Genomic DNA, 13,192 nt, shown 5'->3' with positions numbered 1-13,192 from the left:
TAGTTAATTTATTCTAGATTTGTTTGGACTATATTTAAAAATAGGGTATACTATATATAATATATTAAATAATATTTAATATATGTATTTTGGAGGTGTTGTATTATTAATAACAATAATAACTTAAATGAAAACATTAGAGCAAAGGAAGTAAGACTTATAGGAGAAGATGGAGATGTTATTCTAGGGATAGGAGAAGCTTTAAAGAGAGCTCAAGATCAAGAACTAGATCTAGTTATGATATCAGAAAATGCTAATCCCCCTGTATGCAGAATAATGAATTACGAAAAATATCTTTATGAAAAGAATAAGAAGATGAAGGAAGCTAAGAAAAATCAGAAAGTGGTTTCTATTAAGGAAGTAAAATTAAGTGCCACTATCGAAGAGCATGATATAGATATTAAGGCTAATAATGCCAAAAGATTTTTAGAAAAAGAAAATAAAGTTAAGGTTTCCATAAGATTTAGAGGAAGACAAAATAATTATACAAGTGTAGGAAATGAAGTGTTCAATTTGTTTTTGTCTAAAGTTGGAGATGTAGGCGTGGTTGAAAAACCAGCTAAATTAGAAGGCAATAATATGATAATGATTTTAGCACCTAAAAAACAATAGTGCCTTTTACAAAGAGATGGGTAGAATATATCTATCTCTTTTTGATATAATTTAATAAAATTGCTAAGCAATTTTTTAGATATTTAGATTGATGGATATTTAGATGATTAGATAATGTGCAAATTCCTAAGGAATTTCTTTAATATTAAAACTCCATGGAAGTTTTTACAATATCTAAAAATCTAAATATCTAATCATCTAGTCATCTGAAAAATTACTTCGTAATTTTTACTAAGGAGGAATAAAATGAAGTACACATTAAAAGTTAAACTATTAAATAAAGATGCTAAGTTACCACAATACGCACATATAGGGGATGCTGGTTTAGATTTATTTTCAACGGCAAATTTAACTATTGAACCAGGAGAAGTGAAACTAGTAGGAACAGGAATTAGTATTCAGCTTCCACCATTCACTGAGGCGCAAGTGAGACCTAGAAGTGGATTAGCTCTTAAAAATGGCATAACGGTTTTAAATACTCCAGGGACTATAGATGAAGGATATCGTGGAGAAGTTGGAGTAATACTTATCAACCATGGAAAAGTTCCATTTAAAGTTGAAATAGGAATGAAAATAGCTCAAATGGTTGTAAAGCCTATAGTACCAGTGGATGTAATAGAAGTAGAAGAGTTAACGGAAACGGAAAGGGAAGCTGGAGGATTTGGTTCAACAGGGGTTTAAAATTAAGAAAAGTGAAGTGATTACATGAATTTATTAAGAGAAATTTATGAAAAACATATAGGAATAAATAATGACACTAAAGAGATTTCTTACAAGGTGAGAAAAGCTGCAAGAACAATTTTATTTGATGAATCAGGTAAAATAGCAATACTTTATGTTTCAAAGGATAACTATCATAAGCTACCTGGTGGAGGAATAGAACCTGGGGAAAACATAGTAGAAGCGTTAGGGAGAGAAGTAGCAGAAGAAGTAGGGACAGCTATAGAAGTTTTAGGAGAAGTAGGGGCTATTATAGAATATAGAGATGAATTTGAGCAATTGCAAATATCCTATTGCTATTATTCAAAGGTTAAAGGGGAAATAGGAGAGACTAGTTATACCGAAGAAGAAATTAATAGTGGTTTTAAATTAAAATGGATGAGTATAGAAGAAGCAATGGATTTTTTAGAAAAGGATGAGCCTTATAACTATGTAGGTAGATTTATAAAAGAGAGGGATAAAACTTTCTTAAAAGAATTAAGTAGTAAGGAGATAAGATTCAATGATTAGAGAAGAAGAAAAAAGGGTATACGATGTTTTAAAAGAATTAAACATAGATTATATTAGATATGAACATCCAGCAATTTTTACTATTGAAGAAGCCAATAATTTAAATATACATATGGAAGGGCAGCATTGTAAAAATTTATTTATTCGCAATAGAAAGGGAGATATTCACTATCTTCTTATTATAACAGAATGGAAGCAGGTTAATTTAAAGGATTTATCAAAGGAAATTGAGAGCAGTAGTTTAAGCTTTGCATCGGAGGAAAGACTATATAAGTATTTAAGTCTTACCCCTGGGTCCGTTACTCCCTTTGGATTGATAAATGATAAAGAAAAAAGTGTTAAGGTACTAATAGACAAAGATTTGATTAACTGCAATAAAATTAGTTTTCATCCTAATGTAAATACAGCAACTATTACAATATCTTATGATGACTTTGAGAAATTCCTTCATCACCAAGGCAATGAATTTAACTATATAAAAATATAATTATTAAGGGAAGTTAAATCTTCCCTTTTTTGGTTTCTGACCAGGGACAGTTATTTAATTTTTATGGTAAAATATTAATAAAACTATTGTAAAGGAAATTAGTAGAGATGATTAAAGAGCTGGATGTAAAAGATAAGTGTATAGTAGAAAAAATATTAGATATACAAAAAGCTTCTTATTTAGTAGAGGCAGGAATCATAGGGTTTTATGATATACCAACACTAAGGGATACATTAGAGACCATAAAAGAAAGTGGGGAAAGTTTCTATGGATATTATTTAGCTGAAGTGCTTGTAGGGATTATTTCCTTTAAAATTACAGAGGAAATTTTAGATATTCATAGAATAGCAATACATCCTAATTTTTTTAGAAAGGGAATAGCTGAAAAATTATTAAATTTTGTAGAAAGTCTTCGCACAGGAATTAGTAAAATAATAGTTACTACAGGAAAAGAAAATATACCAGCGGTAAGATTTTATATTAAGAATGGTTTTAAAAAAGTAGAGGATATAGAAATTAAAGAAGGAATTTATTTGACTGCCTTTCAAAAGACCCTATAGCCATACTAGCATAAGAGAAAGGCGTAGAAGCAAATGATTAGTAAAAATGAAGGGAAAGTATTTAATTATGTCTAAGGATTTCTTTCAAAGAGTTTATAAAATAGTTTCACAGATACCAGAAGGTAAGGTGGCAACTTACGGTCAAATAGCCTTGCTACTAGGAGAGCCAAGAAGCGCAAGGATAGTAGGATGGGCAATGAAAGCAGCACCAGAAGAGCTTAAATTACCTTGTCATAGAGTAGTTAATAAATTTGGAGAGATGGCACCAAGTTATGTTTTCGGTTCTATGGAATTCCAGAGAGATGTTTTAATTTCTGAAGGAATTACTTTTAAAGAAAATCTATGCATAGATATGAAAAAACACTTGTGGAGCGGACCAAAGGATATTTAAAAGTAACTAAAATACTAGGAAAGGTTTGATGGATATGATATATGAAACATTAAAGTTTATAGGAGAAAGGCTCAATAATGAAGGAGTGAAGTGGGCAGTAGGAGCCTCTATATTACTAAATCATTATAAATTAGTAGATAGTCCAAATGATATAGATATACTTATAGATTTAAAGGATAAGGAAAAAGTAGAGAATATATTCCAAAGCTTGGGAGTAGGAGAGAAAAAAGAGAAAATTTCTAACTACGCTACAAAATATTTTGGGGAATATAAAGTAAATAATGTAGATGTAGATATTATGGGTGGCTTTATAATTAATCATGAAAGTGGGCAGTATGAATATATTTTTGATGAAGATGCCATAACATCTTTTATGACTCTAGAGGATATAAATATACCACTAACTTCATTGGAAGATTGGTATGTAGCGTATCAGTTAATTCCTAATAGAGATTATAAGGTGGAAATTATAGAAAGATATTTATTAGAACAGGGTTCAAAGCATATTAACTTATTAAAAAGAGCTTTAAAACAAGAACTACCTGTGGTTGTTAAAGATAGAATAGGTAAACTAGTTGACTCTATTTCAAAATAATGCTAATATAGTTGAAATTTATATAAGAGAAAATTTCTTAGAAATGAAAGTTTAAAATAGGGGTGATATTATGAAGCTTGCTGAAGCTTTAATTTTAAGATCAGATTATCAAAAAAGAATAGAACAGCTTAAAAATAGGCTTACAAATAATGCTAAAATTCAAGAAGGAGACGAGCCTATGGAATCTCCCGAGTTATTACTTAAGGATCTAGATAGATGCTTATATGAAGTGACAGATATAATAAAAAGAATAAATAAAACAAATTCACAAACAAAATTCAATGATAATATGACTTTAGCAGATGCCTTAGCAGAAAGAGAGAGAATTTGGGATAAAAGGCTCATACTTGCTCATCTAGTAGAGGCTGCTACAGTAAGACAAGATAGATATAGTAGATCGGAAGTAAAATTCTCGAGCACAATAAATGTTAGCGAAACTCAAAAGAAAATAGATGAATTATCAAAAGAATTTAGATTATTAGATACAAAAATTCAAGGAATGAATTGGAACATAGATTTGCTGTAATATTTAAGAAGGTAGCTAAAATTTATAAGGTGAGTACAAACCCGCCAACAGGGAAAGTTGGATAGTGGGCGGCATTGGGGCAGTGCCAGTGGTTCGAATCCACAGGTAACAAATTAGGCCCATAAATGTAACATGAGTACAAATAGAATGTAAATGTAACTACCATGTACTGATTATAATTTTAGTGAGGGTGGGAATGGGGATATTTTTAAATTAAGAGTTCTTTACTTAACTAACAAAGGGGGCAAATTACAATGTACACAGGTGAGAAAGTAAAATTAAGAGAATATAAAAAAGAAGACGTAAAGCCAGCACAAAGCTATGTTAATAATCCAGAAGTAAAAAGGCTTTTAACTCCAGGAATACCTTTTCCAAATACATTAGAAGATGAGGAAAAGTGGGTTGAAAGCCTTTCTGCTACAAAGGATGTATATAGTTTTGCAATAGAAACATTACAGGACAACAAGTACATTGGTGGATGTGGAATTAACTCTATCGATTGGAAGAACAGCGTAGCCTTAGTTGGAATATTTATTGGGGACAAAGATTACTGGGGAAAAGGCTATGGAACAGATGCTATGAAAACTCTAGTTAAATTTATATTTGAACAGATGAATATAAATAAGGTTAAGTTGAATGTATTTTCATTTAATGAACGTGCTATAAAAAGCTATGAAAAATGTGGTTTTAAGATAGAGGGCGTTTTAAGACAAGAATTATATAGAGATGGAAAATATCATGATGATATTTTAATGGGAATTTTAAGAGAGGATTGGGTTAGAGCAGATGATTGCAAATAAATTAAAATCAGGAGATGAAATAAGGGTAATTTCTCCTTCGAGAAGTTTAGGAATTATAGATGTAAAACAAAGAGAAATAGCTATAGATGCTCTGGGAAGATTAGGTCTAAAAGTAACCTTTTCAAAAAATGCTGAAAACATGGATGAATTTTCATCTTCAAGCATAGAAGATAGAATTGAGGACTTGCATGAAGCTTTTGGGGACAGTCATGTAAAAGGAATTTTAACAACCATTGGTGGATATAATTCAAATCAGCTATTAAAATATATAGATTACAAACTTATTGAGGATAACCCTAAAATATTTTGTGGATTCTCTGATATTACTGCTCTACAAAATGCTATTTATAAAAAAACAGGATTAGTTACTTATTCAGGGCCTCATTTTTCAACTTTTGGTATGATAAAAGGAAATGAATATACAGAAGAATATTTTAAAAAATGTCTTATGAATGAAGAGGAATTTGAAGTAAAAAATTCTCCTTATTGGAGTGATGATGAATGGTATTTAGATCAGGAAAACAGAATGTTTATAGAGGATGAAGGAGTATTAATAATTAATAAGGGAGTAGCTAAAGGGAAGATTTTAGGTGGCAACTTGTGTACATTTAACCTTCTTCAAGGAACTGAATTTATGCCAGACTTAAGTGATTCCATATTATTCATTGAAGATGATTTTTTAAGTACTGGAGAAAACTTCGATAGAGATTTACAATCATTAATTCATCAGCCTAATTTTCATAGAGTAAAAGGAGTATTAATTGGTAGATTTCAAAAAGAATCTAAGGTTTCAGATGAAATGCTAATTAAAATAATAAAAACTAAAAAGGAATTGAACAACATACCAGTAATAGCAAATTTAAACTTTGGACATACAAATCCAAGATTTACATTTCCTATTGGGGGACAGGTAGAAATATTAGGGTCAGATAAATTTATTCTAAAAATAACTCAGCATTAAATAAGTTTAAGAAAGAATTAATGTATTATAATATTCGAAAGGATTTATAATAAAGATAGAGAAAGTATTATAAAAAAGCATGGAGGGATAGATATGATAGTTACAACAACAAATTCAATAGAAGGTAGAAGAATACTTGAGTACAAAGGTATAGTTTTTGGTGAAGTAATTTCAGGAGTAAACTTTATCAAAGATTTTGCAGCTGGATTAACTAATTTTTTCGGTGGACGTTCTGGTTCCTATGAGGGAGAATTAATTCAAGCTAGAGAAAATGCTTTAAAAGAATTAGAAAACAGAGCAATGTCCATGGGCGCTAATGCAGTTATAGGAGTAGACATAGATTATGAAGTGCTTGGACAAGGTGGAAATATGCTAATGGTAACTGCCTCTGGTACTGCAGTTAGAGTGGAATAAAATAATAAATGTTAAAAGCACTACTATATTAATTTACAGTAGTGCTTTACATATAATAACTTTAATCTACTTTTTCCGATTTATAAGATCTGATTAAATATAAATGGTGAACCAACTCAATTGCAGTTAATACTAATGAAGTATAAATTGCTCCAATATATTCTATGTAACTTCCCCGTAAAACATATTGACTAAAATATACAATAAGAAATGCTGCAATAAAATCTAAGGTATTGCTTATCCAAAAGCTTCCCCGTTGTAAGAATAAAATTTCCATAAAGTGAGAGGATAGAGCCAAAACTAAACCTACACCGATTTGTTGGTAAATAGTTAAATAATTTACTGAAGCAAATAAATAATCAGATACTATAATAGCAAGAGGACATACTATTAATTTTATTAAAAGTCCTGTCAATTTAAAACCACCCTTCATTCAGATGTTTAATAGTATGGTTTCCAATATTTTAAGATATAATTCATGAGCATGATTTTATAAGGAGGAGAATATGAAGATAGATTTTTATAAAATTGGAGAAGTTGAAGATAAAAATTTAAAATTTGCTATAATAAGCAGTAGGTATAAGGAAAAATGGATATTAGCAAAACATAAAGAAAGAACAACTTGGGAGATACCTGGAGGACATAGAGAGCAAGGAGAAAATATAGATTATACTGCTAAAAGAGAACTCTATGAAGAAACAGGAGCAATAAAATATAATATAGAGCCAGTTTTTGATTATTCAGTAACTATAGGGGATACTATGAGCTACGGAAGGATGTTCTATGCAGAAGTTTTTGAGTTGGACAAGTTGCCTGAATTAGAAATAGAAGAGATAGAGCTGTTTAATGAACTTCCTTCTAATATGACATATTCAATGATTCAACCATATCTTCAAGAAAAAATTGAGGATTACTTAAAAAGATATTAGGAATACTAAAAGAAGATTTCCCTAATACCTTTATAATATAAAACTTTAATCAACATTAATGATTTATTCATAAAAATGTATTATTAGCATTTATTAGACAAACTTTTTAAATTAAATATTGTTTTTTTATTCCCTTGGTAGAAAGTAGTAGGAAAATATGCTTTAATATTAAGTATAAATGATAAAATAAGAATGAATTTGGAGGCATATTATGAATGTGAAAGTTTGTGTAGGTTCAAACTGTACGCTGCTTGGAGCGATGGGTATTTTAGACCAAATTGAAGACTTAAAGGACATTATTAATGAAGATTTAGATAACTATAATGTTGAAGAATTAGAAGTTGAAGCAGTCAAGTGTTTAGGATTTTGCAAAGGAACTAATAAAAAGATATCACCCGTAGTAGTTATAGATGACGAGCTAATATTTAATGCTACCAGTCAGATTGTAATGGAAAAAATTATTAACAAGGTAAGAAAGAAATAAAAGAAAACTACGGAGGAAAAATCTATTATGAAAGAAAGCTATGTTAATCTAATTAATATTAGGAGAAAGGTATTTTCCACCATTGCCAAAATGGCATACGATGGTTCTGATTTAAGCGAATTAGAGAAAGCATCTTTTGAAATTTTACCTAATGAGGTAGGTATATATAGAGATAGTATATTTAGAGAAAGAGCAATAGTAGACGAGCGACTAAGACTAACAATGGGTTTAGATGCAAGAAAACCAACTGAATATCACCGTGTTACTGATGGGATTTCCGAAGTAGATGTGGATAAAACTCAATTTATTGAGCCTTTGGTAAATGTAATTACCCATGCATGTGAAGCATGTCCGACTAAATCATTTTATGTAACAGACAATTGTCGAAAGTGCTTGGCTCATCCATGTACTAATGTATGTCCAACAAATGCAGTTTCTATAGGAAAAAACAGAGCAATTATTGATCAGGATAAATGTATTAAATGTGGTAGATGTAAGGAAACTTGCCCATATAGTGCAATTGTAAAATATGAAAGGCCTTGTGCCGATGCATGTGGTGTTAATGCAATAGATAGTGATTATTTAGGAAGAGCTCAGATAAACAGAGACCGATGCGTATCCTGTGGAAGATGCATTACTCATTGTCCTTATGGAGCCATTGCAGATAAGTCTCAAATATATCAACTAATCAAATCACTAAAGACTAATACTCATATGTATGCCATAATAGCACCCTCATTTTTGGGTCAGTTTGGACCATTAGCTTCTCCGGTTCAAATATTTGAGGGTATAAAACAGCTTGGCTTTAGAAATGTGGTAGAGGTAAGCTTGGGAGCTGATATTACCACTCTTCACGAAGCAAAAGAATTTCTTGAAAAAGTACCGAATGATATTCCTTACATGGGAACAAGCTGTTGTAATTCTTGGACTTTAATGGTTAAAAAGCTATTTCCCGATCAATATGAATATATATCTGACTCTGCTTCTCCGATGGTCGAGACTGCAAAGCATATTAAGAAAATTGACCCAGATGCAAACATAACATTTATAGGACCTTGTATTTCTAAGAAGTTAGAAGCATTAAGAGAAGATGTTAAGGACTATGTACATTTTGTAATAACCTTTGAGGAACTTATGGGTATGTTTGTTGCCAAAGGAATAGAATTATCAGAAATAGAAGTATCTAAAGAAATACAGGATGCTTCAACGTTAGGTCGAGGATATGCTATAGCAGGGGGAGTGGCTGAGGCAGTAAAAAAGACTGCTTTGATTATTGATCCTTCAAAAGAAATTAATGTAGAAGGTGTATCAACTTTGCATGAATGTGTAAAGCTTATGAAGGTAGCCAAGGCTGGAAAAAAGAATGGATATTTGCTTGAAGGTATGGCATGCCCAGGTGGTTGTATCGCTGGACCAGGAACAATAGCGTCAATGAATAGAGTTAAAAAGGCAGTAATAAATTTCAAAAATGAGTCAGAATATAAAACTGCATTTGATAATGATGTTATTGATAAAGAATTAAGAATTAAATAAATAAAATATAAGGTTTGTATTAATGTATACTAAGCTACATTAATATAAGCCTTATATTTTTAAAAAAATGATATTTAAAAGACTACTTATTAATAATTTTTACAGATGTTCCAATAGGAACTATATTAGCAAGTTCTAGTACATCTTTATTATGCAATCTAATACACCCATTAGATACAGCCTTGCCAATAGAAGAAGGATTATTTAGCGGCTATATTAATTAAAATACTGAACATCTTACCTCCAAGTGTTAATGATAACTTAGTGTATACTATGCAAAGTCATGGATGATTGTTTTAAGATACCTTAATTAATTTACAAATGTTGGAGAATACTATGATATAATTATAGTTAAGAGAAAAGGAGAGAAGACTTATGAAAATGCTAAATTCATTAGAAGAAATAAAAAATTTTATAAAAGAAAATAGATTATCATTTATATATTTTTCATCTAATAGCTGTAGTGTATGTCATGTACTACTTCCCAAGATAGAAGAACTATTAAAATCCTATCCTAAAATTCAGCTAGGAAAGGTAGAAATAGATAATGTAACCATGGCAGCAGGGGAGTTTTTTGTATTTACACTACCTTGTGTTTTAATGTTTGCTGATGAAAAAGAAATTATTAGAGAAGCTAGATTTATAAGTGTAATGGAACTAGAGGAGAAAGTAGATAAATATTACAATCTATTAATATAAATGTTTGGAGGTAGAGATGTTAAAAGGGCTAATAAAAGATAAGATGAAATTAGTAATATTTGTAGCTTGTGTTATATCTATAATACTGTTGATTACTTATTTTAAAACTGGAAATGTGAAAGTACTTGTCTCAATTTTTATTCTACTAGATATAGGCATAGCGTTAAATATATATCAGACTGCTACAATCAAGGAATATAAAACATATAAAATAATTATACTTATAGATTTATTACATGCATTATGGCTAACTTCATTTGTTATTATTTATAGTAAGGGTTTACAGAATGCAAACTATTGGTTATTAAATAGTGTTGGAATAGCACTGCTGGCTTCAATAAAACCTGTATTTATGAAAGAAAAGTATAAGAATAAAAATATTTAGGAGGGTGATATGTTAAAGAAACTTCGAATAGGAACAATAGTAATTTTAGTTCTAAGTATATTTTTACTATATGTAACAGAGAATTTTAATTTCCTAATACCGATGATGATAATGGTATTTATAAATACTATGCTAGATGTTTATATAACTATAAAGAAAAAAAGATACAAAACATATAAATGGATTGCCATTACTGATTTAATTGTTGGAGTAGCATGGATGTGGATTGCTGTAATAGTATTCCTAGTGGTGAAGGAGTTATACAATTTAATAGGCAATAACTATTTTAAATATACTTTTATAAGTTGTTTGGTGTCGTTTATAGCAAGCATGTTTAGAAATTATTTAAAAAGTGAGAGATTTAAGTTTTCAGACAGCATTAATGATAAAAATATTTAAGGAGATAAAATGTTTAAAAATAGTATTGTGGAGGGAAGAAAACTAAAACCTATAAAAAGAACAAAAATAAGAATGTTTTTAGGGAAATGTTATTATAAAATAACAAGATACGCTCAATGGTTCTTTAGTGGTAAAAAGTATTCAAAAAGTGTGGAAAAAGAATTATATTACAATATTTACTTCACCCACAAGACTCCATTGTTGAGGAATTTAAAGAATATAGATATGTGGATGCAACATAATAAAATAACTAATTTGAAAATAGCTATAAAAAGTTTAAATAAAATTATAATTAAGCCTGGAGAAACCTTCTCATATTGGAGGCTTATAGGCAATCCAACTAGAAGAAAAGGTTACGTAGAAGGAACATTATATAAATCAAGAATTTTGGGGAGGGTACACAAGACATAATAATATATATCGCAAAGTTTTCACCAAGGATGAAGTGTTTTTAAAAGACGAATACATTACTGAAAATCATGCAATTATGATGTACGAGCCACTTTTACCCGAAAACATTAAAACTTATGGAGGATAGGTGAGAAAATTAATGAGTAAAGAAAAAATAAATAAATTAATGGACAATCTTAATCAAAGAAAGATTAATTCATATTATGCAGAAACCTTTGAAGAAGCAGTAGATGAAATTCTAAATCTAATCCCCAAAGATTCTTTAGTTGGAATTGGAAACTCAGTGACGTTAAAAAGAATGGATATTACCAATATTTTAACTAAGAGAGGAAATAAGGTTTTAGATAAAACAATGGCTAAAACTAAAGAAGAAGTTAGAGAATTAAAAAGAAAATCCTTATTAACAGATTGGTATATAACAGGAACAAATGCCATATCAATAGATGGGCATATAATAAATGTAGATCATAGTGGAAATAGAGTTGCAGCTATGATTTATGGTCCAGATAAAGTAATTATAGTTGTAGGAGAAAACAAGATAACAAATTCACTTGAAGAAGCAATTTATAGAGTGAAAAACATAGCTTCCCCTAAGAATGCAAAGAGAGCTGGTTTTAATCCTCCTTGCGTTGAATTAGGTAGATGTGTAGATTGTAAGTCTCCTGATAGAGTATGCAATAGTCTTGTAATTATTGAAGGACAACATGATAAGGATAGAATGATAGTTATAATCGTAGGAGAAGAAGAGGGATTTTAAAAATAAATAGGAGAGAGGGTTATGAATAAAAAATTTAAATTTAATAAAAATGAGATTTTGCCAACTTTTTTGGTAATAGTGTTTATTTTTTGGTTTTTTATTTTAGAAAAAACTAAAGAACCTAAATTGCTTATTATAACTGGAATATTTTTAACTATAGCAAGTTTCATAGGAATAATTAGGTGGATGTTAAAAGGTGAGATAAAGAAAGTTGCATTAAAAAATATAAGTTTTTTTATATTAACTCTGATGGTTCCTATTATAACAGCTCTTTATATAAAAAGCTTAAGAGTAGAGACAATAAAAGAAAGTATTAAAATTAGTAAATTAATTATGTTGATGTATTTACAATAATTATAATAACATTTTTTCGATTATTGAAAGATGATAAAAATAACTGAATATACTAATATAATTTAAAATGAGAAATAAGGGGATGGCTATGATAAGATTAGAATTTTTAGAAGAAAAGGATTTTGAAAAAATAGTTCAATGGAATAAAGATGCTTCTCCAGATGAATTACTTGTATGGGCAGGACCTTGGTACAAGCATCCTCTAACTGTAGAACAAATTAAAGAATACTTTTCTTTTGGTGTTAATGAGAAAGATTCGGATACATTTATATATAAAATAATACTGAAGGAAACAAATCAAATGGTTGGAATGATTGAGCTAGGTAAAATTGATATGAAAAGTAATTCGGGAAGAGTTGGAAAGTTTTTTATTTGCAACGAAGGAATAAGAGGAAAAGGTATAGGCAAAGCTGCCCTGAGAGAAGTATTGAAAATAGGATTTGAAGAATTTAAACTACATAGGATAAGTTTGGGAGTTTTTGATTTTAATGAAGGGGCTATAAAATGTTATGAAGCAGTTGGCTTAAAAAAGGAAGGACTTTTAAGGGATGTAAGAAAAGCAGAAAGTGGTTATTGGAATTTATATGAGATGAGCATTTTAGAGGATGAATGGAGAAATATTCTAAAGTAATACCCTTAAAAATAGGTATTACTATTTTTTTATC

The 13,192-nt window shown here is 29.7% G+C and carries 22 protein-coding genes and 1 pseudogene; 21 read left to right on the top strand and 2 right to left on the bottom strand.

The genetic code is table 11. The features are described 5' to 3' along the window. The first annotated feature begins 102 nt into the window (after positions 1–102). The 11 genes from infC (at position 103) to ABDZ69_RS15060 (ending at position 6,576) form a co-directional block, all read left to right on the top strand. Positions 103–612, top strand: coding sequence for a translation initiation factor IF-3 (infC, locus tag ABDZ69_RS15110; protein WP_343771018.1), 510 nt, complete (start codon positions 103–105; stop codon positions 610–612). A 246-nt stretch (positions 613–858) separates the two neighbouring features. Continuing rightward, entirely contained in the window at positions 859–1,293 is a 435-nt protein-coding gene (gene dut / locus ABDZ69_RS15105) for a dUTP diphosphatase (RefSeq protein WP_343770938.1), read from the top strand. 24 nt (positions 1,294–1,317) lie between these two features. After that, positions 1,318–1,842, top strand: a complete 525-nt coding sequence (locus ABDZ69_RS15100) for an NUDIX domain-containing protein (RefSeq protein WP_343770937.1) — start codon at positions 1,318–1,320, stop codon at positions 1,840–1,842. After that, positions 1,835–2,329, top strand: coding sequence for a prolyl-tRNA synthetase associated domain-containing protein (locus tag ABDZ69_RS15095; protein ID WP_425544662.1), 495 nt, complete (start codon positions 1,835–1,837; stop codon positions 2,327–2,329). Before ABDZ69_RS15100 ends, ABDZ69_RS15095 begins: the two co-directional genes overlap by 8 nt. A gap of 107 nt (positions 2,330–2,436) precedes the next feature. Further along, positions 2,437–2,889, top strand: a complete 453-nt coding sequence (locus ABDZ69_RS15090; RefSeq protein ID WP_343770936.1) for a GNAT family N-acetyltransferase — start codon at positions 2,437–2,439, stop codon at positions 2,887–2,889. Between the two features lie 46 nt (positions 2,890–2,935). Continuing rightward, positions 2,936–3,280: an MGMT family protein gene (locus ABDZ69_RS15085; RefSeq protein WP_486187725.1), complete on the top strand. Its 345-nt coding sequence runs from the start codon at positions 2,936–2,938 to the stop codon at positions 3,278–3,280. Between the two features lie 28 nt (positions 3,281–3,308). Further along, positions 3,309–3,875, top strand: a complete 567-nt coding sequence (locus ABDZ69_RS15080; RefSeq protein ID WP_343770935.1) for a nucleotidyltransferase family protein — start codon at positions 3,309–3,311, stop codon at positions 3,873–3,875. A 70-nt stretch (positions 3,876–3,945) separates the two neighbouring features. After that, positions 3,946–4,401, top strand: a complete 456-nt coding sequence (locus tag ABDZ69_RS15075; RefSeq protein WP_343770933.1) for a DIP1984 family protein — start codon at positions 3,946–3,948, stop codon at positions 4,399–4,401. Positions 4,402–4,655: 254 nt separating this feature from the next. Next, complete coding sequence (locus tag ABDZ69_RS15070; protein ID WP_343770932.1) at positions 4,656–5,201, top strand: GNAT family N-acetyltransferase; 546 nt, start codon at positions 4,656–4,658, stop codon at positions 5,199–5,201. Further along, a complete protein-coding gene (locus ABDZ69_RS15065) occupies positions 5,188–6,162 on the top strand; it encodes a S66 family peptidase (RefSeq protein ID WP_343770931.1) in 975 nt (324 codons plus the stop codon). Before ABDZ69_RS15070 ends, ABDZ69_RS15065 begins: the two co-directional genes overlap by 14 nt. 93 nt (positions 6,163–6,255) lie before the next feature. Beyond that, the gene (locus tag ABDZ69_RS15060) at positions 6,256–6,576 is read left to right on the top strand and encodes a putative heavy metal-binding protein (RefSeq protein WP_343770929.1); all 321 of its coding nucleotides are present in this window, start codon (positions 6,256–6,258) and stop codon (positions 6,574–6,576) included. 61 nt (positions 6,577–6,637) lie between these two features. Here ABDZ69_RS15060 and ABDZ69_RS15055 read toward each other — a convergent pair whose 3' ends face one another. Beyond that, on the bottom strand, positions 6,638–6,991 hold the full coding sequence (locus ABDZ69_RS15055) for a DUF2512 family protein (RefSeq protein ID WP_343770928.1): 354 nt from the start codon (positions 6,989–6,991) through the stop codon (positions 6,638–6,640). A 91-nt stretch (positions 6,992–7,082) separates the two neighbouring features. Between ABDZ69_RS15055 and ABDZ69_RS15050 the strand changes: the two genes are divergently transcribed. The 3 genes from ABDZ69_RS15050 (at position 7,083) to ABDZ69_RS15040 (ending at position 9,522) form a co-directional block, all read left to right on the top strand. Then, complete coding sequence (locus ABDZ69_RS15050) at positions 7,083–7,505, top strand: NUDIX hydrolase (protein ID WP_343770926.1); 423 nt, start codon at positions 7,083–7,085, stop codon at positions 7,503–7,505. A 211-nt stretch (positions 7,506–7,716) separates the two neighbouring features. After that, positions 7,717–7,989, top strand: coding sequence for an NAD(P)H-dependent oxidoreductase subunit E (locus ABDZ69_RS15045; RefSeq protein ID WP_343770925.1), 273 nt, complete (start codon positions 7,717–7,719; stop codon positions 7,987–7,989). 27 nt (positions 7,990–8,016) lie between these two features. Beyond that, positions 8,017–9,522 (top strand): 4Fe-4S dicluster domain-containing protein, encoded by a 1,506-nt coding sequence (locus ABDZ69_RS15040; RefSeq protein ID WP_343770923.1) that lies wholly within the window; start codon positions 8,017–8,019, stop codon positions 9,520–9,522. Positions 9,523–9,604: 82 nt separating this feature from the next. Here the strand turns inward: ABDZ69_RS15040 and ABDZ69_RS15035 are convergent. Further along, positions 9,605–9,727: pseudogene (locus ABDZ69_RS15035) on the bottom strand (L,D-transpeptidase); the annotation flags it as partial. A gap of 170 nt (positions 9,728–9,897) precedes the next feature. On the opposite strand from ABDZ69_RS15035, the gene ABDZ69_RS15030 reads away from it, so the two are divergent. The 7 genes from ABDZ69_RS15030 (at position 9,898) to ABDZ69_RS15000 (ending at position 13,158) form a co-directional block, all read left to right on the top strand. Beyond that, positions 9,898–10,221: a thioredoxin family protein gene (locus ABDZ69_RS15030; protein WP_343770921.1), complete on the top strand. Its 324-nt coding sequence runs from the start codon at positions 9,898–9,900 to the stop codon at positions 10,219–10,221. Positions 10,222–10,237: 16 nt separating this feature from the next. Beyond that, entirely contained in the window at positions 10,238–10,606 is a 369-nt protein-coding gene (locus ABDZ69_RS15025; protein WP_343770919.1) for a hypothetical protein, read from the top strand. 9 nt (positions 10,607–10,615) lie between these two features. Continuing rightward, on the top strand, positions 10,616–11,005 hold the full coding sequence (locus ABDZ69_RS15020; protein ID WP_343770917.1) for a hypothetical protein: 390 nt from the start codon (positions 10,616–10,618) through the stop codon (positions 11,003–11,005). 9 nt (positions 11,006–11,014) lie between these two features. Next, a complete protein-coding gene (locus tag ABDZ69_RS15015; RefSeq protein ID WP_343770915.1) occupies positions 11,015–11,416 on the top strand; it encodes a VanW family protein in 402 nt (133 codons plus the stop codon). 139 nt (positions 11,417–11,555) lie between these two features. After that, entirely contained in the window at positions 11,556–12,173 is a 618-nt protein-coding gene (locus tag ABDZ69_RS15010; protein WP_343770913.1) for a lactate utilization protein, read from the top strand. 21 nt (positions 12,174–12,194) lie between these two features. Next, positions 12,195–12,527, top strand: a complete 333-nt coding sequence (locus ABDZ69_RS15005) for a hypothetical protein (protein WP_343770911.1) — start codon at positions 12,195–12,197, stop codon at positions 12,525–12,527. Between the two features lie 88 nt (positions 12,528–12,615). Then, on the top strand, positions 12,616–13,158 hold the full coding sequence (locus tag ABDZ69_RS15000) for a GNAT family N-acetyltransferase (RefSeq protein WP_343770910.1): 543 nt from the start codon (positions 12,616–12,618) through the stop codon (positions 13,156–13,158). Positions 13,159–13,192: the final 34 nt, after the last annotated feature.

The organism is Clostridium malenominatum (assembly GCF_039521365.1).
Taxonomy (GTDB): domain Bacteria; phylum Bacillota; class Clostridia; order Clostridiales; family Clostridiaceae; genus Clostridium_AW; species Clostridium_AW malenominatum.
Note: the sequence above shows the minus strand (reverse complement) of the source record. Positions and strands in the feature narration are given on the sequence as shown.